Origin of the sequence: Pseudomonas sp. MWU12-2319, from assembly GCF_023242525.1 — a bacterium.
GTDB classification, from domain to species: domain Bacteria; phylum Pseudomonadota; class Gammaproteobacteria; order Pseudomonadales; family Pseudomonadaceae; genus Aquipseudomonas; species Aquipseudomonas gingeri_D.
Map to the genome: position 1 here is coordinate 413,894 of NZ_JALJES010000004.1, position 24,608 is coordinate 438,501.

The window sequence follows — 24,608 nt, forward strand, 5'->3', positions numbered from 1 at the left end:
CTGCTCCTACAGTGTTGTGTCGTGCACAAGATCGGTGAACGACGCCGTACTGTAATTGGATGGACCCGCCCAAGCCGAGGCGTCTGTAGCGCCACGGTGGCATTCTAATGAAGCCAACGACAGCGAGGGCGAGCCCATGAAAAAGCATACGATCAAAACCAACTCCTTGTCTTCTGCCGATCTGTCTGCTTGCACGACAGTGGCGGTGGATCTTGCCAAAAACGTATTCCAGGTCGCTGGAGAAGACGCCCTCGGCCAGGTCAAATACGAGGAGCGGATCAAGTCCCGAGAGGCCTTCCTTGCGTTCCTGTACAAGCTGCCCAACACCGTGACAGTGCTCATGGAAACAGGCCCTGGTGCTCAAGCGTGGGCGCGGATCCTGCAGGCGCAGGGGAACCTCGCGCGGATCCTGCCGGCACAGCGCGTAGCCGAGCATCGTAGCGGCGCAAAGAATGATCGTAATGATGCGCTGGCCATTCTGCGTGCGGGTCGAGACAGCTTGATCATCGCCGTGCCGATCAAAACCGCAGCCCAGCTAGCCATGCAGGCGCTGCATCGGGCCAGACAGGGCTACGTGCGCCGACGCACCGCCATGAGCAATCAGATCCGCGGTTTGCTGCTTGAGCACGGCATTGCCATGGCGCAAGGTGAGCTTGCCCTCAGCCGCAACGTTGCGCGGATACTGGAAGACGCCACACAACCGCTGCCAGAATCGTTGCGTGAGCTGATCGACGAAATGTTGGGTGAATGGCGTCATCTGGGCGAGCGCGTGAATGTGCTAACCGCACGCCTGGAAACCGCAGCGCGCGAAGACGAGACGGCAAAGCGGCTAATGACGGTACGCGGGATAGGGCCGATCATCGCCACGGCGCTGCTAGCCAAGCAGACCGAACCTGAACGTTTCCCGAATGCACGCCTGTTCGCGGCCTACTTCGGCACGGTGCCGGAGCAGAACAGCAGCGGCAATAAGACCCGGCTGGGGAAAATGTGCAAACGCGGCGATGCCTACCTACGCAGCCTGGCGATCCAGGGAGCGCATGCGGTACTGAGGCAGGTACGGCCCGATTCTGAACATCCAGACGACCAACGACTGCAACGCTGGCTAAGCCGTCATGGCCAGAAAGGCGCCGCTGTGCGCTTGGCCAATCGCAACCTGCGTATCGTCTGGGTGCTACTGCAAAACGACCAGACATACCGTCGCCAGCCTATGGGTAATCAGGAGGCGGCGGTGCATTAATCGACAGAGTTCTGCCACCGGGGTGCTGAGTCACCTCAACCGCTGCTGAAGAACATTGACCCCCAGGTCAGACCGTCGCGGATAAATGTCTATGCTCCTACTGGCCTTCGTGGCCTCAATGTAATCGACATTTCGCGAGCTCACCCAATGTTGGCCAGAAGCAAATAGTGCTTCCTCGAATAGGCCTGATACATAGATGCAACCGGGTAGCAGTGTTCAAAAGCGTGTTGACAGGGTGGGCGAGTCCATACATAGGAGCAGGGCTTGCCCGCGAAGGCGATCTGACAAGCACCGAAGATCTCGAACCTTACAGATCCGACTCCTTCACCACCCGCACCTTCCCCGCATCCAGCGCATACGCCGCGTCGGCCAGGTCATTGCTGACCTTCTCGATCTTCAGCGTGCCGGTCACCCACAGCGGCGTATAGATATCATCCAGCTTCAAACCCTTGGGATAGCGCACCAGCACCAGTTGATTGGGCGGCGGTGGCGGCACGTGGATGCAGGCGCCCGGGTACGGCACCAGGAAAAACAACGTGCTGCGGCCCTTGGCGTCGGTCTCCAGCGGCACCGGATACCCACCGATGCGGATGTCCTTGCCGTCCATCGCCGCCACGGTCTTGGTCGAATACATCACCGCCGGCAGGCCCTTGCTCTGCTTCAAACCACCCTTGGCGGTGAAAGTACCGTCGCCCTCGGGCGTGTTGTGGGTGATTTCCGGCATTTGCTCAAGGGCTTTCTGGTCTGACTTGGGCATCAGTTCCAGCCAGTCGGTTTCCGGAAGTTCACCGGCATGGGCCAGGCCACTGCCCAGGAAAAGAAGGGTCAAAAGAAGACGGCGCATGGGGAGACTCGAAAACAGAAAGGATGTCGCGCATTCTAGCCCTCTCCGCCCTTGCGGCAGAGAGGGTTTGCTCACCTGATCAGCTCTTTTTGACCAGGCCGTAGATCACCAGCAAGACAATCGCGCCGACCACCGCACCGATAAAACCCGCGCCTTGCCCGGCATGATAGATACCCAGTGCCTGGCCACCATAGGTCGCCGCCAACGAACCGCCGATACCCAGCAGGATGGTCATGATCCAGCCCATGCTGTCATCGCCGGGCTTGAGGAAACGTGCGACCAGACCGACGATCAGGCCGATAAAAATAGTACCGATAATGGACATGGCATTTCCTCTAGGTGGGTTCGCACAATCAAAGCCTAGTCAGCGCTTTGACATCCTGCCATCAGAGGCCGGCGGCAACCGTAGGTTCCCGCCGGCACTGATTATCTTTATTCGGCGATCAACGCCTCGACCCGCAGGATCTGCTCCTGCAACGTCGCCTTGTCCGCGCAGCGCAGCGTCGCGTGACCGACCTTGCGGCCGGCCTTGAACGCCTTGCCATAGTGATGCAGATGGCAATCGGCGATGGCAATCACCTGCTCCACCGGCGGTACGGCGCCGATAAAGTTGAGCATCGCGCTTTCGCCGACCTTGGCGGTCGAACCCAGCGGCAGCCCGGCAATCGCTCGCAGGTGGTTTTCGAACTGGCTGCACTCGGCGCCTTCGGTGGTCCAGTGCCCGGAGTTGTGGACCCGTGGCGCGATTTCGTTGGCCTTGAGGCCACCGTCGACTTCAAAGAACTCGAACGCCAGCACACCGACATAATTCAGCTGCTTGAGCACCCGGCCGGCATACTCTTCGGCCAGGGCTTGCAGCGGATGGTCGGTGCTGGCCACGGACAGGCGCAGGATGCCGTTGTCGTGGGTGTTGTGCACCAGCGGATAGAAGCAGGTTTCGCCGTCACGGCCGCGCACGGCGATCAGCGAGACTTCCCCGGTGAAGGGCACAAAGCCTTCCAGCAGGCAGGCGACGCTGCCCAGTTCGGCGAAGGTGCCGACCACATCGGCCGCGCTGCGCAGGACTTTCTGGCCCTTGCCGTCATAGCCCAGGGTGCGGGTTTTCAGCACGGCCGGCAGGCCGATGCTGGCGACGGCGGCATCCAGGTCCGCCTGGGACTGGATATCGGCGAAGGCCGGGGTGGGAATCCCCAGGTCCTTGAACATGCTCTTTTCGAACCAGCGATCACGGGCGATGCGCAGGGCTTCGGCGCTCGGATAGACCGGCACGAACTGCGACAGGAAGGCCACGGTTTCCGCCGGGACGCTTTCGAACTCGAAGGTCACCACGTCAACTTCGTCGGCCAACTGGCGCAGGTGATCCTGATCGCCGTAATCGGCGCGCAGATGCTCGCCGAGGGCGGCTGCACAGGCATCCGGCGCCGGGTCCAGGAAAGCGAAGTTCATCCCCAGCGGCGTACCCGCCAGCGCCAACATGCGGCCCAACTGGCCGCCACCGATTACACCGATCTTCATCGTCATCAACCTCAGGCGACGCGTGGGTCTGGATTGTCCAGCACGCTGTCTGTCTGTTCTGCACGGAATTTCTTCAGCACGGTGTGGAAATGCGGGTGCTTGGCGCCCAGGATACTCGCCGAGAGCAGCGCGGCATTGATCGCGCCGGCCTTGCCGATGGCCAGGGTAGCGACCGGAATACCGGCCGGCATCTGCACGATCGACAGCAGCGAGTCGACGCCCGAGAGCATTGCCGACTGCACCGGCACGCCGAGCACCGGCAGGTGGGTCTTGGCCGCGCACATGCCGGGCAGGTGCGCCGCACCGCCGGCACCGGCGATGATCACCTCGATCCCGCGGGACTCGGCCTCTTCGGCGTACTGGAAGAGCAGGTCCGGGGTGCGGTGGGCGGAGACCACTTTCACCTCGTAGGGGATGCCGAGCTTTTCCAGCATATCGGCGGTGTGGCTAAGGGTGGACCAATCGGACTTGGAGCCCATGATCACGCCAACCAGTGCACTCATCGTCGTGCCTCTTCTCTTGGGCGCCCGCGGGCGCGTCAAAAAACAACAAGCCACGCGGGAGACCGGCGTGGCTTGTCATACGAATCGGGGCCGGGCAAGCCGGCCGAAGGCCGCGCAGTATACCGAAAAAAGTGCGTTAAACGCACCTTTACCGACCATCTGTCGTTTGCTGGATTTTAGCCGCTGAAGGCCGGTTTACCTGACTTTCAGGTCAATTCGGACTCGGCGTCTGTGCCGCCGCGCCTTCGAGCTTGCGCCACAACAAACGCACATTGGCCTTGCGCACCAGCGCACAGCGATACAGGCGGATTTCCAGCGGCACATGCCATTGCGGGCCGCCACACACCACCAGTTCGCCCCGCGCCAACTCGGCCCGGACGCTGAGATGCGGCACCCAGGCAATGCCCAGCCCTTCCAGCGCCATGCTCTTCAAACTGTCAGCCATCGCGGTTTCATAGATAGTGGTAAAACGCAGATTGCGCTGGCGCAGCAACAGGTTCACCGAGCGCCCGAGAAACGCCCCGGCGCTATACGCCAGCAACGGCACGCTCGCCTCGCCCTCCAGGTCGAACAACGGCTGGCCATCCGGCCCCGTCGCACAGACCGGCAACATCTCGGTCTGCCCCAGGTGCAGCGACGGAAAGATCTCCGCATCCATCTGCAACGCCGCATCCGGGTCATAAAACGCCAGCATCAAGTCACAGCCACCCTCACGCAACGCATGCACCGCGTCGCCGACGTTGGTCGCCACCAGCCGCGTGGCGATATTCAACCCTTCATTGCGCAACTGTGCGATCCAGCGCGGAAAGAAGCCCAGCGCCAGGGAATGCGCCGCCGCCACCTGCATGACTTCGCCCTGCCCGCCTTCCAGATGATGCAGATGGCGCACCACCTCGCCCAGTTGCTCGACCACCGTGCGCGCCGTCACCAGGAACAACTGCCCCGCCGCCGTCAGTTCGATCGGCGTGCGCGAGCGATTGACCAGGGTCAGCCCCAGCGCCGACTCCAGGCTGCGGATCCGTCGGCTGAACGCCGGCTGCGTGACAAAGCGCCGCTCGGCCGCCTGGGAAAAGCTGCGGGTCGCCGCCAGGGCACTGAAATCTTCCAACCATTTGCTTTCGAGATTCATCGGCGCCTCCCACCATGCGCACCATTTTGGTTCACACGCTCGTCATACACAACGCGTCACATCCACATTATGCCGTTTGTGCATAGGCCAGTGCTGAACAGCATTGGCCCAAAAATTCCCTCAAGCCTAGCATTGCCAACGTTCCGGCACCGACCGGGTTCTTATCGAGATGATTTCTATCATGTCCTCCGCTGCATCTTTCCGCACAGAAAAAGACCTGCTTGGCGTACTCGAAGTACCCGCCGACGCGTATTACGGCATCCAGACCCTGCGAGCGGTGAACAACTTCCGTCTCTCCGGCGTCCCGATCTCGCACTACCCGAAGCTGGTCGTGGCCCTGGCCATGGTCAAACAAGCTGCCGCTGACGCCAACCGCGAGCTCGGTCACCTGACCGAAGCCAAACACGCGGCCATCAGCGAAGCCTGTGCCCGTCTGGTGCGCGGCGACTTCCACGAGCAGTTCGTGGTCGACATGATTCAAGGCGGCGCTGGCACTTCGACCAATATGAATGCCAACGAAGTCATCGCCAACATCGCGCTGGAGGCCATGGGCCACAGCAAGGGCGAATACCAGTACCTGCACCCGAACAACGACGTGAACATGGCGCAGTCGACCAACGACGCCTACCCGACGGCCATCCGCCTGGGTCTGCTGCTGGGCCACGACGCCCTGCTCGCCAGCCTCGACAGCCTGATCCAGGCCTTCGCCGCCAAGGGCCAGGAGTTCAGCCACGTCCTGAAAATGGGCCGTACCCAGCTGCAAGACGCCGTGCCGATGACCCTCGGCCAGGAATTCCGCGCCTTCGCCACCACCCTGAGCGAAGACCTGGCCCGCCTGAAGACCCTGGCCCCGGAACTGCTGACCGAAGTCAACCTGGGCGGCACCGCCATCGGCACCGGCATCAACGCCGACCCGCGCTACCAGCAACTGGCGGTCGACCGTCTGGCCCTGATCAGCGGCCAACCGCTGGTACCGGCCGCCGACCTGATCGAAGCCACCTCCGACATGGGCGCCTTCGTGCTGTTCTCCGGCATGCTCAAGCGCACCGCGGTCAAGCTGTCGAAGATCTGCAACGACCTGCGCCTGCTGTCCAGCGGCCCACGCACCGGCATCAACGAAATCAACCTGCCAGCGCGTCAGCCCGGCAGCTCGATCATGCCCGGCAAGGTCAACCCGGTGATCCCGGAAGCGGTCAACCAGGTGGCGTTCCAGATCATCGGCAACGACCTGGCCCTGACCATCGCGGCCGAAGGCGGCCAACTGCAACTGAACGTGATGGAGCCGCTGATCGCCTTCAAGATCTTCGACTCGATCCGCCTGCTGCAACGCGCCATGGACATGCTGCGCGAACACTGCATCGTCGGCATCACCGCCAACGAAGCCCGCTGCCGCGAACTGGTGGAACACTCCATCGGCCTGGTCACCGCGCTGAACCCCTACATCGGCTATGAAAACGCCACCCGGATCGCCCGCATCGCCCTGGAAAGTGGCCGTGGCGTACTGGAACTGGTGCGCGAAGAAGGCCTGCTCGACGACGCCATGCTCGCCGACATCCTGCGCCCGGAAAACATGATTGCTCCGCGTCTGGTGCCCCTGAAGGGCTGAACTTCACCGGACTGCAACACGCTCACCAGGTCGAGGGACTAGACACCTCTCACCTTTTGAGGGCCTGAAGGTCACTCTTCAGGCCCTTTTTTTTACAACCGAAAGTAGGACGAAGGCTCTATCCCGGCCCCTGCCTTCACCAGAAATACCCTGCGCTTCGTCGTTTGTACTACAAACGAGTACAGACGACTGCGGTGCTCATAGGTATAGTGCCGCCCCTCTTCGCGTAAGCGATCCGCGGTACAGCGGCACTGAAACACGCGAAACAACACTAAAAACAACCCGCGCAAGCTCGGGATGAAAGATCGCCAGCCCACACTGCCCAGTGACATCGGGTGTAACGCGATATTTCGAACGAGCCGCCTTTGCATCAAAAAACAGCGAGGAACCATTCCATGCTTGAGGTCATCAACGACTTCCTCTCAGGGAAATTACTGATCGTGCTCATTGTCGGGCTCGGTAGCTACTTCACGATTCGTTCGCGATTCGTCCAGTTCCGCCATTTCCGCCACATGTTCACCGTCTTCAAAGAGTCCCTTCGTGGTCAAGCTGGCCAACTGAGCTCGTTCCAGGCCCTGATGCTGAGCCTCGCCGGCCGCGTCGGCGCCGGTAACATCGCCGGTGTCGGCATCGCCGTGACCCTGGGTGGCCCGGGTGCCGTGTTCTGGATGTGGGTCACCGCACTGGTGGGCATGTCCAGCAGCTTCTTCGAATGCACCCTGGCCCAGGTCTACAAGCGTGCCGATGGCGACGGCCTGTACCGCGGCGGCCCGGCTTACTACATCCAGCACGGCCTGAAGCTCAAAGGCATGGCGGTGGTGTTCTCCATCCTGCTGCTGGTCACCTACGGCTTCGCCTTCAACGGCCTGCAGTCGTACACCGTGACCCACTCGCTGCAGAACGCCTTCGGCTTCTCGCCGAACCACACCGGCATCGCCCTGGCGGTCCTGCTGGCGATCGTCTTCGTCGGCGGCATCAAGCGCATCGCCTCGGTTTCCGACCTGCTGGTTCCGGTCAAGACCCTGGCCTACATCGGCGTCACCCTGTACGTGATCTTCAGCCAGATCGAACACGTGCCGGCCATGCTGGAAACCATCTTCAAGAGCGCCTTCGGCCTTGACCCTGCGTTCGGCGGCCTGCTCGGCAGCGCCATCGTCATGGGTGTGAAACGTGGCGTGTTCGCCAACGAAGCCGGTCTGGGCAGCGCGCCCAACGTCGCCGCCGTGGCCGCTGTGAAGCACCCGGGCGCCCAAGGCGTGGTCCAGGCGTTCAGCGTGTTCCTCGACACCTTCGTGATCTGCACCTGTACCGCCCTGCTGATCCTGCTGTCGGGTTTTTACACCCCGGGTTTCGAAGGTGACGGTATCGTCCTGACCCAGAACTCCCTGGCCGCCGTGGTCGGTGACTGGGGCCGTCTGTTCGTCAGCGTCGCCCTGTCGCTGTTCGTCTTCACCTGCATCCTCTACAACTACTACCTGGGTGAAACCAGCCTGCAGTTCCTGACCCGTAACCGCATCGTGTTGATGGTGTACCGCGCCCTGGTGCTGGCCCTGATCGTATGGGGTTCGGTGCAGAACCTGTCGACCGTGTTCGCCTTCGCCGACATCACCATGACCTGCCTGGCGTTCGTCAACCTGATCGCCCTGGCCATGCTGTTCAAGGTCGGCCTGCGGGTGATGCGCGACTACGACGCACAGCGCCGTGCCGGCGTCAGCCAGCCGGTGTTCGATTCGAGCAAGTTCGCCGATCTGGACCTGGACCTGGCAGCCTGGCCAACCCCGGGCAAAGCCGCGCCACGCGAGCAAGACGCTGTCCAGGGCGTGCCGGCCACGCAACGCTGATCGCTCCCACGGGCGGCGCCCTGCCGTCCGACGCGACAGACCTTACCAGGTGGCGTCCTGCCACCTGACGTGACACACCTTGCGCACGCAGGCATGCTGCGGCGCACGGTGCATTCGTCCAGGAGAACCCGCAATGACTTCCGTCTCTTATCCTGCCGCACAACGCGTCATGGTCCTCTATACCGGCGGCACCATCGGCATGCAGGCCAGCGCCAACGGCCTGGCCCCGGCGTCCGGTTTCGAAGCGCGGATGCGCGAACAGCTCAGCGGCCTGAAAGTGCCGGACTGGTGTTTCCGTGAAATGGCCCCGCTGATCGACAGCGCCAACATGACCCCCGAGTACTGGCTGCGCCTGCGGGATGCGGTGGTCGATGCGGTGCAGGTGCAACAGTGCGACAGCGTGCTGATCCTGCACGGCACCGACACCCTGGCGTACAGCGCGGCGGCGATGAGCTTCCAACTGCTGGGGTTGCCGGCTCCGGTGGTGTTTACCGGTTCGATGTTGCCGGCAGGCGTGCCGGACAGCGATGCCTGGGAGAACGTCTGCGGTGCGCTGGTCGCGTTGGGCCAGGGCTTGGCGCCTGGGGTACACCTACACTTTCATGGCGAGATGCTTTCGCCGACCCGTTGCGCGAAGATTCGCAGCTTTGGCCGGCATCCGTTTGCGGCGCTGAAGCGTACGGGCGGCGTGGCCAAGGCGCAGACCTTGCCGGTGCAACTGGGCTACGGTCAGGCCCGACAACTGACGACGGTCGGTGTGTTGCCGCTGGTTCCGGGCATCGCTGCCGCGCAGTTGGATGGCCTGATCGACAGCGGTATCCAGGCACTGGTGCTGGAGTGCTTCGGCAGCGGTACCGGGCCGAGCGATAACCCGGCGTTCCTCGCCAGCCTCCAGCGCGCGCAGAAGCTGGGGATCGTGGTGGTCGCGATCACCCAGTGCCATGAAGGCGGCGTCGAGCTGGATGTGTATGAGGCGGGTAGCCGTTTGCGTGGTGTCGGCGTGCTGTCCGGCGGCGGCATGACCCGTGAGGCGGTGTTCGGCAAGCTGCATGCGTTGTTGGGGGCGGGCCTGGAGCAGGCTGAAGTGCGGCGTTTGGTCGAGCTGGACCTGTGTGGCGAGTTGAGCTGAACCACCTCGCTGACTGGAGTCCTGCTTGATCTCAAGAACACAAGGAACCTGTAGGAGCAGGGCTTGCCCGCGAAGCTTTTGGCGTCCTCAAGGGCCCCTTCGCGGGCAAGCCCTGCTCCTACAAGGTCCGTGTTCGGCCCCAAGACGGCAGTGTTGAGGCCAACCCATTCACTCACCGGGATTGAAAAAACCTGGGCAGAACAACCTCAGCACCAGACAAATCGCTTTTTCTTGAGCGACATTTCCTAGAAAATCCCAACGCCTTGCGCCTGTCCAGCCACGTGACTAGTCTCCGTTTGTCACTGCCCAATTGCAGTGAACGGGTTTAGTCGCCCGAGCTCAATAGGCGCACAGCGCCCCCATACCTTATGGCCGGCGTTTTTTATGCCCCCAGGTTTATGGTGGCTGTGCGTAGGGCACCCTCGGGTGCGCCGGTTTCCTATTGGCCGGTCGACTAACCTGCGTACAGCCGCCACCCCCTTCGTTTAGTCGCGAACAGTGTCGGCTCCATGACATCAATAGGAGTCATCGCATGGATAAAATCGTCCCCGATCCGCCCAGCAGGACCGCCCGCGCCCGGATCACCGCCATTCTCAAGAAAGCCAATGCCGACCTCTTGCAGGTCCTCAACAGCCAACGCCACGAACCGCCGTTGCTCGCCGCCCTGAAAGAAACCGCCGCCCGCCCCGGCTGCGTCAACGACGGCCGTCACCTCTCGCTGTTCAACGTGCAGGAAGGCATCAGCGCCGAGCAGGCGCTGATCCATGTGTCATTGATGCTGCGCTGCGCCGAGGAGGTCTCCGATGAAATCACCGAATACGGCAGCGGCGTCGAACGCGGGCTGATCTGGTCGATGATCCATTCGGTGGAAATGGCTCGGGCGGTAGTCGATGCGTTGTTGGCGGGGTCGCAACCGACACCGACCTGAAACGCCCCCCTAGCTTTTGTGGGAACGGAGCCTGTGTGGGAGCGGAGCTTGCCCGCGAAGAAGACGCCGCGGTTTTTCAGAGACACCGCGTTATCGTTCTTCGCGGGCAAGCTCCGCTCCCACATCAGATGGCACCACACCACAAAATCCGTGCTGTCCCCATCCGTCAGCCGTCGGCACACAACTTGCTCGATTCCCATACCTCGCAAGGATGGAATCGAGCATGCTCCACTCTCACCTCACCACCCTCAACGCCGTCTCCCTGGTGCTCAACGCCTTCCGCGACAAGGGCATTGCCAGCGATGCACTGCTGGCCGGCAGCGGCATCAGCGCCGCCGACCTGAGCCGCGCCGACACCCGCATCACCACCAACCAGGAGATGCAGGTGTGCGCCAATGCCGTGGCCCTGCGCCGGGAAATCGGCCTGGAGCTGGGCCGGCGCATGCATGTGTCGGCCTACGGCATACTCGGCTACGCCCTGCTCACCAGTGCCACCTTCGGTGACGCTTTGCGCCTGGCCCTGCGTTATCCGGCGCTATTGGGAACACTCTTCGAACTGAGCCTGGAAACCGACGGCGAGCGCATCTGGTTCACCGCCGCGGACTATCGGGAGAACCCGCAGTTGGCGGTGTTCAACACCGAGCTGTGCCTGGTCTCGCTGAAAGTCATCTGCGACGACCTGCTCGGCCACCCACTGCCCTTGCTGGCGGCTCGTTTCGAGCACGAAGCACCGGACTATCAGGCCAACTACAGCGACAGCTTCGACTGCCCGCGGCAATTCTCGGCCGACAGCAACGCGTTCGCCTTCGACCGGCACTGGCTGGAACAACCCTTGCCCCTGGCCGACGCCATTACCCACCAGGCCATGGCCGAGCGTTGTCGCAAGCACAACCTCGAATTCACCGGCCGCCAGGCGTGGCTGGGGCGCATCCGCCACTTGCTCGCCGCGCAACTGCACACCGCGCCGGGCCTGGAAGGTCTGGCCGAGCAGATGAAGTGTTCGGCCCGCACCCTGCGCCGCCACCTCAATGACCTCGGTTGCAGCTACCAGGAACTGCTCGACGAACTGCGCTTCGAACGCGCCAAACAACTGCTCGGGGAAGCCCGGCTACCGATTCACCGCATCGCCGATGAGCTGGGCTTCAGCGAAACCGCCAGCTTCCGCCACGCCTTCGTGCGCTGGAGCGGGGTCAGCCCGAGTCAGTTCCGCCCATAAGACGCGAACAGCGGCTCAGAAGCGCAAGGTCCATTCACCCTGAACACCGTGCAGTTGGCGATTGTCGGCGATTTCCCCGGTATAACCGACGCCCAGGGCATGGTTCTCGGAGAAGCGCCAATCCAGTCCCGCGTCCACCACCAGGCTGTCGCGATCCAGCGTGGCGCTGCGGATCTCGAACGCATCGCCGCCCAACGCCGACGACTGCATGACGGCGTGGGTGAGTTGACCATACCGATGTTTCCAGCCGGCACTGAGGCGCGGCGCCAGACTCATGCCGCGATCCAGCCGGTGCTCATGGGCAAACCGCGCACCCAGGGTACTGCGCAGATTGCCCTGGGAGTGGGCCTTGACACTCAAGGCCGCATCGCCGCCTTTTTCCGTGTAGCCGCGACGGTGATAGCGCTGATAGTCGAGGCCGGCAAAGGGCTCCACACTCAGGTTGCCAAAGCCCAGGGCGTAGCCGATCTCGCTGAACACCTGCTGGCTGCTGGCCTGGTGCCTGCCCGATAGACGCTCACTGAACCCCGCGAAAGCCACATCACGCCGGGTGTTGCCATCATGGCGACTATGAACGGCGCCGAGACGGGTCGCCCAGGGACCGCTCTGATGCAACGCATAAGCCCCCAGATGCCAGCTGTCGATCGTACCCTTGAAATGGCTGCCATCCAGGCGCGTCTGCGATTGACCGCCCACCACCCCGAAACGCCAATCGGCGGCCCGTGCCCAGTCGCTGCCGATCAGCAAGCCTTGGGTCTTGCGCTGCATGGCCTGATCGTTCTGCTGGCTGCTCTCGAATTTACCCGCGTTACCCAGGCCGTGAACCCACACCCGGCCCTTTGCGCCACGGCTATCCGCATCGAACGCCAGCGTCGCAGGTCTGCCGGAGGAGGTCTCGAAGCCGGGCAAACGACGGTCGTCGCTCCACTGGCGCATCGCCGAGAGCATGCCGCCACCGACCTGGCCGACACCGCCCAGGGTCGCATTGCCCAGGTTGGCATTGTGGCTGCCCGAAAGCTGACTCATGGCGATTCTCGCCGTCGCGGCGTTACTCGTGATCAGGCTGGAGACCAGGGCCGGAGGCGGCGGTGCCTGTCCGGCCGAGGTCGTCGTCGGAGCCGTGGTGTCATCGACCTTCTGCCCGTCGGGTGCAGCGGCCGGGGCGAAGTAGGCGGTCTGCCCGAGGCTCGCGGCCAGGCGCTTGGCGTTCCCGGATTCTGCGATCTGCTCCAGGGGCACATAGTTGCGGCTATAAATCAGCCCGACATCCGTGGGGGTATAGGACAGCCGGTAGGTCATGAAGACCAGATCGCTGACCACCTTGTGAAAAGCACCTTCAACCTGGCCGGCCCGCAGGACCGTATGCGCACTGGTCGACGGCACACTCTCGGCGGTGGGCCGCAGGACCAGCGTCGCCCCTTGCAGATAGGCCGTGCCACCAACGTCGATGGTCGAACTGCCGCCATCGCGGTCAATGCCATACACCAGCATCGAAGAAGGGCCCATCGTGAGATCACGCGTGACGATAGGTGCACCCGACTGGGAGTTGGCGAACATCGTCCCGTTGACCACCAGGCTGTCGGTACTGCCGCTGCCGGAATAGACACCAAACTGATCAACCCAGGTGGCGCCGGTGATCCCACCGTTGTTGATCAACGCCGCGCCGTTGCCGACACGGGCCTGGGTGCTGAAATCCGCCGGGCCGGTCAAGGTCCAGGTGCCCTGGTTGACCGACAGTGATTCAAAATTGCGCGTATTCCCCAACATGCCGCTGCCGCCCTCGAGGAGCAACAGGTCCGAGCCGCTGCCGCCGTCAATGGCCCCAAACACCTGGGAGCCGCTGTACAGCGCCAAGGTATCGTTGCCGCCCCCCAGGTCTATCGCCGTGCCGGCGCGGTAGGCACCTTTCATATAGGCGCTTGCGGTCGAGCCATGGGGGTCCTGGTTTTGTATGTAGGTGGTTTCGATCAAGCCATGGTTGGTCACGCTGTCATCGTGATTGCCGTTGAACTTGATCCCCCGGTGCCCACGAATAGTGCCGCGGTTCACCACATTGATCGGACCTTTGCCCTGGCCCAGGATGCCAAAGCTGGGCCCCTGGATCAGTGCATCCTCGGCGTTGACCACCAGGCCGCGGCCTATCGAGATCCCTGAAGAGGTGCCGACACCCTTAGGCACATCGGCCTCGATAACGCCGTAGTTTTCTACCCGCGCCAGCCCGTCGATCCTGACCCCGTTGTACCCCGTGAGAAAAACACCGTCGGTACGATGGCCGGAGATACGCCCCCAGTTCAACACCGTGCCGCTACCGTAGGCACGGACACCCGAGCCACTCAGGCCTTTCACCACGCCATCGTTGCGCAGGGAGATATTGCGCCAGGTAAAAAGCCCATCGGCGCTCGACGCCATGATCGACGAGGCATCGCCCAGATGCTCCACATACAGCGTGTCGCCCCGGCTCACCCGGCTGGAAGCCAGCAGGGGTGGCGCGAAGGCAGTGCAAAGGGCTAGCGCAACGGCCCAGCCAAGGGGGTGTTGTATCGGCGGCATGTCATTCCCTACCTGGAGTTATCGGAGGCGAGAATGTATCCATCCCTATCAAGGACCACTGTCGGGCAAAGCGGATCGCGGCGGCAGGTTGCCTCTGTAAGGCTGTCCGAAAAAATCCGTAACAACTAACCCCCGTGCGTGCGCCTTTTCAGGCCACGGCGTCGCCCTTCGCTCCGTTCAGGGGCGAAATCAGGACATATATTTTGGCCATATCGATCCCCTTTTGGCCGCTCCCACCGTTCTCGCAAAGGCGCCGGGCATCAAGAATGACGCCAAGCCCACGCTATCGGAGAACAATAAATGCTGACGGTCTATTCCGACGATCACCACCTGCACCACGGCCGCTGCGAGCTGATCGACGGGCAATTGATGCCCTGCTTCGAAATGCCTTCGCGGGCCGACCATGTGCTGGCCCGCGTGCAGCATCAGGCCCTGGGCCCGGTGCGCGAACCGGAGGATTTCGGCCTGGAGCCGATCCGCCGCGTGCACGACGAGGCCTACCTGAATTTCTTCCAGGGCGCCTGGGAGCGCTGGGCCGCACTAGGCCATGACGGTGATCTGCTGCCCTTCACCTGGCCGGCCCGCACCTTGCGCCGGGTGATCCCGAAAAACCTGCACGGCGAACTCGGCTACTACAGCTTCGACGGCGGCGCGCCGATCACCGCCGGCACCTGGCAGGCAGCCTATAGCGCGGCCCAGGTCGCCCTCACCGCCCAGGCCGAGATCCAGCGCGGCGCCCGCAGCGCCTTCGCCCTTTGCCGTCCGCCGGGACATCACGCCGCCAGCGACCTGATGGGCGGTTACTGCTACCTGAACAACGCCGCCATCGCCGCCCAGGCCTTCCTCGATCAAGGCCATCGGAAGGTCGCGATCCTCGACGTCGACTACCACCACGGCAACGGAACCCAATCGATTTTCTATGAGCGCAGCGATGTGCTCTTCACCTCGCTCCACGGCCACCCGGAAGCCGAGTTCCCATTCTTCCTCGGTTATGCCGACGAGCTCGGCGAAGGCGCCGGCGAAGGTTTCAACTTCAACTATCCGCTGGCCGCCGGCACGGCCTGGGACCAATGGAGCGCGGCGCTGGAACAGGCCTGCGGCGAGATCGAACGCTACGCACCCGATGTGCTGGTGGTTTCCCTGGGCGTGGACACCTTCAAGGACGATCCGATTTCCCAGTTCAAGCTCGACAGCCCGGACTACCTGCGCATGGGCGAACGCATCGCCCGCCTGGGCAAGCCGACGCTGTTCGTGATGGAAGGCGGCTACGCAGTAGAAGAAATCGGCATCAATGCCGTGAACGTACTCGAAGGTTTCCAATACGCTCAATGAGGAATTAGAACAATGAACAAGCTCAAGCGTCTTATTGCCCCAGCCCTTTGCGCCGCCGTGCTCAGCACCGCCGTCCATGCCGAGGAGCGCACCCTGCGGGTCTACAACTGGTTCGACTACATCACCCCCAAGGCCCTGGACGACTTCAAGGCCCAGAACACCCAGGTCAAGCTGGTCTACGACATCTTCGACACCAACGAGGCCCTGGAAGCCAAGTTGCTCACCGGCAACTCCGGCTATGACGTGGTGGTGCCGTCCAACGTGTTCCTCGCCAAGCAGATCGAGGCCGGCGTGTTCCAGCCCCTGGACCGCAGCAAGATCCCGAACTGGAACCACCTCGATCCCAAGCTGATGAAGCTGATCGAGGCCAACGACCCGGGCAACAAGTTCGCCGTGCCCTACATGTACGGCACCATCCTGATCGGCTTCAACCCGGCCAAGGTCAAGGCGGCGCTGGGCGACAACGCGCCGGTGGACAGCTGGGACCTGATCTTCAAGGAAGAGAACATCAGCAAGCTCAAACAGTGCGGCGTCGCCCTGCTCGACTCGCCGTCGGAGATCCTGCCGCTGGCCTTGCAGCACCTGGGCCTGAACCCCAACAGCAACAACCCCAAGGACTATGAAAAAGCCGAGGCGCTGTTGCTGAAGATCCGTCCGTACATCACCTATTTCCACTCGTCCAAGTACATGGCGGACATTGCCAACGGTGACATCTGCGTGGCCGTCGGCTACTCCGGCAGCTTCTCCCAGGCCGCCAACCGCGCCAAGGACGCCAAGAACGGCGTGGTGGTGGACATGCGCCTGCCCAAGGAAGGCGCGCCGATCTGGTTCGACATGCTGGCAATCCCCAAGGGGGCGAAGGACACCCAGGACGCCTACACCTTTATCAACTACCTGCTGCAACCCCAGGTGATTGCGCCGATCAGCGACTTTGTCGGGTATCCGAACCCGAACAAGGACGCCACCGAAATGGTGGATCCGGCGATCCGCCACAACGCCAACCTGTACCCGACCGAAGCGGCGATGAAGACCCTCTACACCTTGCAACCCCTGGACCAGAAGGCCGAACGGGCCCGCACGCGGGCCTGGACCAAGATCAAGTCCGGGATCTGAGTGTTGCCCCCGCCCCCTACAGGGGCGGGGGCGATCTTCAGGCACTCGGTGGCAGGAACAACGCCGCTGCCAGCTTGGGGCCGATGTCTCCACGCCAGATAGCATCGACTTTGCTTCCGGCGCTCTCCTGGGCCCGCTGAAAACTGAGCCCTTTAAACCGTTGCTCGCGGGTCTTGAGGTGAGCCTTGGAAAAACGGGCCGCCGGCGTGGTCGCGCTCAGGTAATGGAAATGCGCGTACCACAGCGGCCTGCCCTGCCGGTCGCGAATCTCGTACTCATCGAGGAAGTCGTTGCCCTTGCCGCCGGAGATATCCCGGCGCTCACCCAGCTTGTGGACCGTGATCTGCTCTTCCTGCGCCAGGAACTCAACGGCGGCGGCGCTCGGCAAGCGCTTCTTGGTCAGGTTGACCCGCAGACTCAGCCCCTTTTTGTTCAAGGTGCTCGCGGCCTGCTCCAGGTCGGCAATCAAAAACCGCGGAGACTGTGAAAGCCCCTGGGTCAAATCCCGCAGTTCCCTGCCGAGCGCTGAAAATGGCTGCGCCTTCATCCCGAGCATGTCCTCGATATCACGCGGGACCTGCACCAGGCTCGCACTGCGTTCGGCGTCCGCCAGCAGCGTCGGCACGCTATCCAACAGATCACGGGCCTTCTTCTCCAGCGACTTGAGCTTCTTCGCGGCACGTACACTCAATTCGCCCACGCCGCCCAGCAGGCGCAGGCCGCGATCCAACTGCCAAAGCCCCGAGCTGTCGCGCCTCAACCAGGGACCCTGTCGCGCCGGATGGAGGTCATCAATGATCACCACCCCATCGAGTTTGCGCGACACCCGAAACCAGGCATCGTCGACCCGGGCATAGAAAAGCTTGTCGCGCCGATACAGGCCTTTCCAGTCGCCCGATTCCAGCAAGGTGCCGGGCGCCTCGGACAGCGACAGCTTGAACTTCTCCAGCCGGACCAGCTCGGAAGCCGTGAACTGACGTCCCGGGCGGGTCCAGGCAAAGACCAGTTGGTTCGCCGCGCTGACGGCAGGTTCCTTGATCACCGCGTTACTGAGGACCGGCCTCGGGCCCACGGCCCCGGCTTGCCCGATCAGCGGCCGACGGTGATACACCAGCACGACCGCCAGGTTCAGCAAGACGTCGGCGAACGCCACCCAGGGATGGGACGCATGGGGATCGGCCAAAGCCTTGAGGCTGGAGAGCAATTGCACAAGCCAGCCGAAACCCGCCAGGGGCCCAGGCAACAAGGGCTGTAGCAGGCCGAACAAGGCCCAACCCAGATCGACGAAACGGTTCCAGCGATCCTCGGCATTGGACACCGAGTCCGCCTCGGCCTGCGCGATCAACGCCTCGACGCTGGCGGCGAACAGTGCCGCGCAAAACGACCCGGACAGCGGCGTGGTGTCCAGCGCAGCCGGCTCAGGAGTGTCCGGGATATTCCAATCGGAGTTGGTCACCCGGGTCAGGTGCGGCTCCTTGAATCCGCCATCCTCATAGGTTGAACGCCTTGCGCTGTCCAGGCCGTCGAGGACCGACTGCTGCAAAGGTCCCTCCCGCTGGATGGCCGTCAACAAGCCGACCCAGGATGGAAACTCAAGCAAGAGCACCCTGGCGCCGGGGCGGCACAGCACCTGCGGGCCCTGGGCCGTCGCCTGCGGGCCAATCACAAACATATTGCGCACCCGGTCCGCCGTGGCACCGGGATGCGCCAGAAAAGCCAGGGGCCTGACCACGATGGGCTGCCCCAGCACCTCACGGACGCCAATGTCCCGGGTTATCACCGCCTCGACATAAAGACGGGCGGTCTCCGTCAGTTTCCGCTCGAGCCGCAGCTCCAGCGCCCACATCGGCAGCAGGACCCGCAGGTAGTCGGTAAACAGCCCTTCTTGCCGGGCTCGTTCGGCCTGATCGCGCTGCAATTTCTGCCTGAGCAACTCGGGGTAAGTCCTGCCGATATCGGCGTCACTCACCGCCGTGCGCAGCGCGTCATAGCTCATCCAGGGAGGCGCTGTCCGACCCTGGTAATGAACCTGCACCAATGCGCCAAGAGGGAAAGCCTCAAGGTTCTTCAGCGCCATGGCGACATAATCCTGGGCCTGTGACTCATAGCGAGCGTCAAGCGCACTGTCGACCATTTCGGAGGGGCTGTTGGCGATACGCGTCAGGGTCACGCTGATATCGCTGACCGACACGCTCGCGGCCGCTGGATATTTCGCCTGCAAACTCGCCCGCAACGACTGGCCGGCAAAGGTCCGGATATCGGGAATGCCATCGAGAAACGCCTTGCCGGCATGACCCCGATGCACCGTCGCGAGCGCCGCCACGTAACGACCATAACGCGTGCGATCCGCCGCCGACGCCTTGCGCAACGCCTCGGGGAGCAAGTCATCCAGGCTCGCCAATTTCGCCTCGTGACCGGAACGAAAGGCACCGAACAAGGCCTGCAAACCAGTCAACTCACGCAGGTGTTGCTCAAGGGCCTCCGGGTCGCGATAGTCACTCGGCTTGATCGCATCGATGGCCTCCAACTGGCGTACCAGCAGGCTCACGGTCAGGGCATCGAAGATATGATGGTCCGGCGAGTAACTCCTGAAACCCGAGTCCTCGCCGCTCAATGTCACGCTCAGGGACTCTTCAAGCGCTCGGGTGGAATCGAAGGTTTCGATCCCGCCGAACAGGCTGTAAAGCAAGACGATCTGGCGCTCGCCGACCCAGTGGCTGATAACCAGTGCCTGGATGCGCAAGGGCTCGGGACCCTTGATGCGGCTATCGATAATAGGGATATAGGCCTGTGCGCAATCACTGCCGAACTTGGCCTCGCGCGCCTTCAGGTCGGGATAGTCGAGCACTGCACTCACACCGGCCAATTCATCGCCCGACAGCGCCGCGCACGCCAGGCGCAATTGCGCCGCGAAGAATTCGGAAAGGCGCTGCCAGGGGGCGACATTCCCCGCCAGTGGCGAGTTCCAGAAGTCCACCAGACCCTGTTTGTACGCCTCCAGCAACAACGGAGCCCACTCGTCCAGCAGCGTATCGAGCGTCTCAACGCTCAGGGACAACTGCTCCGGATGCTCCGCGCCCGGATAGAGCGTCACATAGCTGCCGGCCGGACATATCCGCTTTTCTTCGCCCAGCAAGCGCTCGATCAACAAGTGCGCCAGGGTCAGGACCCGGTATTCCACCTGATTGCCGCACGGTTCCGGCTCGATCAGCGCGGCATGGGTCAGCCGCTCGCCCTGCGCCGGGTAGTGGTCTTCCAGCATGTCGCGGACCAGGCCGGGCGCCACGCTTTCCAGGGTCGGGCGCTGGGCAAAATAATCACTGAGGGTGCAGACCCTCTCAGCCTGTTCGCTTTCGCTCAAGACTGCGCGCGCAAGGGGGGACGTCATGTCGATTTATCCTGGTGGCGGGTTCCGGGAATAAATAAACATCGACCGCGCGACGGCCTGCGGTAGCCGGTTACTACCCTTTGCGACTAAAGCTTCCAGGCTGTGCGCAAGCGTGCCAGCGCCGACTCGATATCCACCTCCGGTACCGCCGCGAACCCCAGTACCAAGCCGGCACGCCGGTCTTCGGGCGGTTCGGGCTGGGTGATCCAGTAGCTGCTCAAGGGGCTGATTTCGACACCGACGCTCTCGGCTTGCGCGATCAACTCCCGCTCCCGGGCCAGACTCTCCACCGGCACCGTCAGGTGCAGGCCCGCCGCAACCGCCGGCAAGTCGCCACAGCCCGGGATATTCGCCGGCCAATGGGCCAACAAGGCATTGCGCCGACTCAGCGCGGCCCGGCGCATGCGGCGGATATGCCGCTGGAAGTGCCCGGCGGCCATGAACTCGGCCATCACCGCCTGGGTGCTGACCTCCGAGTGCCGCATATCCAGGGCGCGGCGCTGGGCAAAGGCCTCGACCAGCGTCGGCGGCAGCACCAGGTAGCCGAGGCGCAACGCCGGAAAGGCGATCTTGCCGAAGGTCCCGACATACAGCACCCGCCCCTGCCGATCCAGCGCCGCCAAGGGTGCCAGCGGCGCGCCGCTGTAGCGGTACTCGCCGTCGTAGTCGTCCTCGACGATCCAGCCGCCGCTGCGCTCGGCCCAGGCCAGCAGCTCCAGGCGCCGGGCCAGGCTCATGATCACCCCGGTGGGGTATTGATGGGAGGGGGTCACATAGGCCAGCCGACAGTCCGGCAATTGCGCGAGTTCGACGCAATCGAGCCCTTCATGGTCCACCGTCACGCCATGCAGCTTGGCCCCCGCCACCGCGAAGGCCAAACGGGCCGCGCGGTACCCGGGATTCTCCACCGCCACGCCATCGCCGGGGTCCACCAGCAACTGTGCACAAAGGCTAATGCCCTGCTGCGCGCCACTGGTGATCACAATTTGCTCAGCCGTGCAGGACAGGCCCCGAGAGCTGCGCAAGTACGCCGCGATCAGGCCGCGTAAGCGCGCCTCCCCCGCCGCCTCGCCGTAACACAGCAACTGCAAATCCGGTTTACGCCAGAAAGCCGCCTGCAGCTTGGCCCAGACGCCAAAGGGAAACAGGTCGAACGCCGGCACGCCGACCCGAAAAGCCCGCGGCGGACCGCTCGGTGGCTTGTGCATCGGGTTGCTCTCGATGCGCTCCATGGCCAGATTGTGGATAACTTTACTGGATGTAACCCCAGCAGTTTCGGGTGATTTTGTGGATAACCCTGTGGGTAAGCCTGTTGAAAACCCTGTGGATAGTTTTGTGGACAACTTTTTGATCGGCAGGGCTTTTTCCGGCAGTTGCGCGACGTAGGTGCCATCGCCGATCCGGCCCTCGATAAAGCCTTCGGCGTAGAGCTGGTCATAGGCCCGCACCACACTGTTGCGGGAAATCGCCAGGGCGCTGGCCAGATCGCGGCTGGCCGGCAGACGACTGCCACTGGCCAGGCGCCCGTCGAGCACCCGCAGGCGCAGGGCCTGATAGAGCTGGCGACTGAGGCCCTTGGCCGGATCGAGGTGGATCCCGGCAGGATCGAACGGCAGGGGCAACGATGGACTGGGCATGGCATTGGACCTATGAAAATCGCCGGTAATGGCTCTTACAACCAACCAATAGCCTGCCTAGGATGAGGGTATTCGCCAAGGAAAATTTCCATGTACACACCCAGCGCCTTTTCCGAGCAAGACCTGCTCACCCTGCAGCAACATATCCAGGGCACTCGCCTGGCGACACTGGTCACCCATGGCAAGCTCGGCCTGCAAGCCATCCATGTGCCGCTGTTGCTGCGACCCGAGCAAGGTCCCAATGGCACGCTCTATGGCCATCTGGCCCGGGCCAATCCGCAGTGGCAGGAACTGGCGGAGGGCGGTGAAGTGCTGGTGATCTTCCCGGGAGCCGATGCCTATGTCAGCCCGTCCTTCTATCCCGCCAAGGCCGAGCACGGCAAGGTCGTGCCGACCTGGAACTACGTGGCCGTGCATGCCTACGGCCAGGCCGAAGTATTCGATGACGCTGATCGCCTGCTCAACCTGGTCAGCGCCCTGACCGACCGCCATGAAGCGGGCCGGGACAAGCCGTGGAAAGTTGCCGACGCCCCCGCGCCGTACATCGAGAGCATGCTCAAGGCCATTGTCGGTTTTGCCCTGCCGATCCAGCGCCTGGAAGGCAAACGCAAGCTCAGCCAGAACCGCAGCGCCGCCGACCAAGCCGGCGTGCAACAAGGGCTGGCGGCCAGCGCCGACAGCCAGGACCAAGCCCTCGCCCAATTGATGCGCTAAGGAGTCACCATGAGTTCCATCGAGATCCGCCCGGTCAGCGCCGCCGACCAGGCCGTTTGGCGCCCGCTATGGCAGGCCTATCTGAAGTTCTATGAAACCGAGCTGCCGGACGCGATCTACCAGTCGACCTGGCAACGTTTTCTCGACCCGGCCGAAACCACCCACGCCGCCCTCGCCTGGCAGGACGGCAAGGCCGTGGGCCTGGTGCATTTCATCTACCATCGGTCGAACTGGAGCGTGCAGAATTCCTGCTACCTGCAGGACCTGTTCGTGGCGCCCGGCCAGCGCGGAACCGGGTTGGGACGGCTGCTGATCGAGCATGTCTATGCCACGGCGGCCGAGGCCGGGTGCAATAAAGTCCACTGGCTGACCCACGAGACCAACGCCACGGCCATCCAGCTGTATGAACGGATTGCCGAGCGCCCCGGTTTCATTCAATTTCGCCAAGCGTTGTAAGCCTCAAGGAAAGCCTCATGTCGATATCCCTAGCAAACTGGAAAGGCGCGCCGGCACCTTCGGCCCAGCGTCTGGAGGGGCGTTTTATCGTCCTGGAAAAACTCGATCCGGCCCGCCATGGCGACGATCTCTGGCAGGCCCTGACGGGCCCCGGCGCCGATCCCAAGCTCTGGGATTATCTGCCTTACGGTCCATTCCCGGAGCGCAGCGCCTTCAATGACTGGCTGAACAACCATGCGGCCAATAGCGATCCGTATTTCTTCAGCGTGGTCGACAAGGCCAGCGGTGAGGTCCAGGGCATTCTCAGCCTGATGTCAATCGTCCCGGCCCAGGGACGTATCGAAATCGGCCACGTCACCTTTGGCGCGCCGATGCAGCGTTCGCCCAAGAGCACCGAGGCGGTCTATCTGCTGGCCAAGGAAGCCTTCGCCATGGGTTACCGGCGCCTGGAATGGAAGTGCAACAACGACAACGCCCGCTCGCGTACGGCGGCCGAGCGTTTGGGCTTCAGCTTCGAAGGCGTGTTCCGCCAGCATATGGTGGTCAAGGGCAGGAACCGCGATACGGCGTGGTACAGCATTATCGATTCGGAATGGCCGACGGTGAATGCCGGGTTCGAGCGCTGGTTGTCGGAAGAGAACCTGACCGAGGTCGGGCAAATCAAGTCCCTGGTCGAGTGCCGGGGTTAACCGGACAGCCTGAAAGCGCAGCGCCCCTCGACCTGAAAATACGGTGGCTGACGCGTCGGCCACCGTAAGACCACAGGGTCATAAAACACACCTCGAATCGTCACCAAACCGGTGACATATCTTGCAAAAGACGGGTAAAAATCCCGACATTTATCGATTACATGGATAGATACATTTCGGCCTCAATTTTCCAGGAGGTCGAAATTCCATGCCAACGCCCCTTAATCGACTCGCCATATCGGTCGCACTGGCATCCAGTGTTATTGCCAGTCAGCAGGTACTAGCCTATCCGCAGACGCCAATACTCAGCCGACCTATCGACCCGAATGCTACCTATCTCGGAACGACCCCAGAGGGCGGCACTGTGTGGGAGGCTCCCATTGGTTCCGGTCAACAGCCACCAGTCCCTCAGTACCCACAAGGTCTAAGGCCCAATACCTATACGGTCGTCGACCCAAACCCCACCGCTCCCGGCGTTTTTTGGGTCAAACCTAACAACGGGAATACGGCTCCCTTTGAGGCATACATCCAGCCCGACGGCTCTGCTGTTGGGATATACGTGTCGCCCCTCCCGCCACTATGCCCGCAATGCGCTCCCGGTCAACAGCCACCGCTCCCTCAGGTGCCACCGCTACACCGGCCTACCACCACGAGCACCGGTATTGTCGAAACCAATCGGAACAATATCGCTGCCAACACGGCCGCTCACAAAACTAACGCCGCTGCCATCGCTGACAGCGTAAACAAGATCACCGACAACACCAACGCTCACAAAACCAAT

General features: G+C 62.7%; 19 protein-coding genes. 11 read left to right on the forward strand and 8 right to left on the reverse strand.

Annotation, left to right across the window (positions count from 1 at the left end; all coding sequences use genetic code 11):
* Nucleotides 1–181: 181 nt before the first annotated feature.
* A complete protein-coding gene (locus tag M5C01_RS09490) occupies nt 182–1,237 on the forward strand; it encodes an IS110 family transposase (RefSeq protein WP_152736877.1) in 1,056 nt (351 codons plus the stop codon).
* A 307-nt stretch (nt 1,238–1,544) separates the two neighbouring features.
* On the opposite strand, the gene M5C01_RS09495 is transcribed toward M5C01_RS09490, so the two are convergent.
* The 5 genes from M5C01_RS09495 to M5C01_RS09515 form a co-directional block, all read right to left on the reverse strand.
* Entirely contained in the window at nt 1,545–2,081 is a 537-nt protein-coding gene (locus tag M5C01_RS09495) for a DUF3299 domain-containing protein (protein WP_152736628.1), read from the reverse strand.
* A 79-nt stretch (nt 2,082–2,160) separates the two neighbouring features.
* Nucleotides 2,161–2,406, reverse strand: a complete 246-nt coding sequence (locus M5C01_RS09500; protein WP_152736627.1) for a GlsB/YeaQ/YmgE family stress response membrane protein — start codon at nt 2,404–2,406, stop codon at nt 2,161–2,163.
* A 107-nt stretch (nt 2,407–2,513) separates the two neighbouring features.
* On the reverse strand, nt 2,514–3,596 hold the full coding sequence (locus tag M5C01_RS09505) for a 5-(carboxyamino)imidazole ribonucleotide synthase (RefSeq protein ID WP_103499414.1): 1,083 nt from the start codon (nt 3,594–3,596) through the stop codon (nt 2,514–2,516).
* 11 nt (nt 3,597–3,607) lie between these two features.
* The gene (purE, locus tag M5C01_RS09510; RefSeq protein ID WP_040071792.1) at nt 3,608–4,099 is read right to left on the reverse strand and encodes a 5-(carboxyamino)imidazole ribonucleotide mutase; all 492 of its coding nucleotides are present in this window, start codon (nt 4,097–4,099) and stop codon (nt 3,608–3,610) included.
* A gap of 211 nt (nt 4,100–4,310) precedes the next feature.
* Complete coding sequence (locus M5C01_RS09515; RefSeq protein ID WP_152736626.1) at nt 4,311–5,228, reverse strand: LysR substrate-binding domain-containing protein; 918 nt, start codon at nt 5,226–5,228, stop codon at nt 4,311–4,313.
* 181 nt (nt 5,229–5,409) lie between these two features.
* Here M5C01_RS09515 and aspA point away from each other — a divergent pair, with 181 nt between their 5' ends.
* The 5 genes from aspA (at nt 5,410) to M5C01_RS09540 (ending at nt 11,948) form a co-directional block, all read left to right on the forward strand.
* On the forward strand, nt 5,410–6,834 hold the full coding sequence (aspA, locus tag M5C01_RS09520; protein ID WP_103499214.1) for an aspartate ammonia-lyase: 1,425 nt from the start codon (nt 5,410–5,412) through the stop codon (nt 6,832–6,834).
* 395 nt (nt 6,835–7,229) lie between these two features.
* The gene (locus M5C01_RS09525) at nt 7,230–8,675 is read left to right on the forward strand and encodes an alanine/glycine:cation symporter family protein (RefSeq protein WP_152736625.1); all 1,446 of its coding nucleotides are present in this window, start codon (nt 7,230–7,232) and stop codon (nt 8,673–8,675) included.
* Nucleotides 8,676–8,808: 133 nt separating this feature from the next.
* Nucleotides 8,809–9,804, forward strand: a complete 996-nt coding sequence (locus M5C01_RS09530) for an asparaginase (RefSeq protein ID WP_152736624.1) — start codon at nt 8,809–8,811, stop codon at nt 9,802–9,804.
* Nucleotides 9,805–10,336: 532 nt separating this feature from the next.
* The gene (locus tag M5C01_RS09535) at nt 10,337–10,732 is read left to right on the forward strand and encodes a hypothetical protein (protein ID WP_103499211.1); all 396 of its coding nucleotides are present in this window, start codon (nt 10,337–10,339) and stop codon (nt 10,730–10,732) included.
* A gap of 223 nt (nt 10,733–10,955) precedes the next feature.
* Entirely contained in the window at nt 10,956–11,948 is a 993-nt protein-coding gene (locus M5C01_RS09540; RefSeq protein WP_152736623.1) for an AraC family transcriptional regulator, read from the forward strand.
* A gap of 15 nt (nt 11,949–11,963) precedes the next feature.
* Here M5C01_RS09540 and M5C01_RS09545 read toward each other — a convergent pair whose 3' ends face one another.
* Nucleotides 11,964–14,498, reverse strand: a complete 2,535-nt coding sequence (locus M5C01_RS09545; protein WP_152736622.1) for an autotransporter outer membrane beta-barrel domain-containing protein — start codon at nt 14,496–14,498, stop codon at nt 11,964–11,966.
* Between the two features lie 300 nt (nt 14,499–14,798).
* Here M5C01_RS09545 and M5C01_RS09550 point away from each other — a divergent pair, with 300 nt between their 5' ends.
* A complete protein-coding gene (locus M5C01_RS09550) occupies nt 14,799–15,830 on the forward strand; it encodes a histone deacetylase family protein (RefSeq protein WP_103499208.1) in 1,032 nt (343 codons plus the stop codon).
* A 12-nt stretch (nt 15,831–15,842) separates the two neighbouring features.
* Nucleotides 15,843–16,943, forward strand: a complete 1,101-nt coding sequence (locus M5C01_RS09555; RefSeq protein ID WP_152736621.1) for a polyamine ABC transporter substrate-binding protein — start codon at nt 15,843–15,845, stop codon at nt 16,941–16,943.
* 37 nt (nt 16,944–16,980) lie between these two features.
* On the opposite strand, the gene M5C01_RS09560 is transcribed toward M5C01_RS09555, so the two are convergent.
* Together M5C01_RS09560 and M5C01_RS09565 are read right to left on the reverse strand one after the other, a co-directional pair.
* Entirely contained in the window at nt 16,981–20,331 is a 3,351-nt protein-coding gene (locus M5C01_RS09560) for a DUF6543 domain-containing protein (RefSeq protein ID WP_152736620.1), read from the reverse strand.
* Nucleotides 20,332–20,417: 86 nt separating this feature from the next.
* Complete coding sequence (locus M5C01_RS09565) at nt 20,418–21,968, reverse strand: PLP-dependent aminotransferase family protein (protein ID WP_152736619.1); 1,551 nt, start codon at nt 21,966–21,968, stop codon at nt 20,418–20,420.
* Nucleotides 21,969–22,058: 90 nt separating this feature from the next.
* Here M5C01_RS09565 and M5C01_RS09570 point away from each other — a divergent pair, with 90 nt between their 5' ends.
* The 3 genes from M5C01_RS09570 to M5C01_RS09580 are packed head-to-tail and all read left to right on the forward strand — an operon-like array spanning nt 22,059 to nt 23,827.
* Nucleotides 22,059–22,682 (forward strand): FMN-binding negative transcriptional regulator, encoded by a 624-nt coding sequence (locus M5C01_RS09570; protein WP_152736618.1) that lies wholly within the window; start codon nt 22,059–22,061, stop codon nt 22,680–22,682.
* A gap of 9 nt (nt 22,683–22,691) precedes the next feature.
* Complete coding sequence (locus tag M5C01_RS09575) at nt 22,692–23,138, forward strand: GNAT family N-acetyltransferase (protein ID WP_152736617.1); 447 nt, start codon at nt 22,692–22,694, stop codon at nt 23,136–23,138.
* A gap of 17 nt (nt 23,139–23,155) precedes the next feature.
* Nucleotides 23,156–23,827 carry a GNAT family protein gene (locus tag M5C01_RS09580; protein WP_103499202.1) on the forward strand — a complete coding sequence of 224 codons (672 nt, stop codon included), beginning with the start codon at nt 23,156–23,158 and terminating at the stop codon, nt 23,825–23,827.
* Nucleotides 23,828–24,608 lie beyond the last annotated feature (781 nt).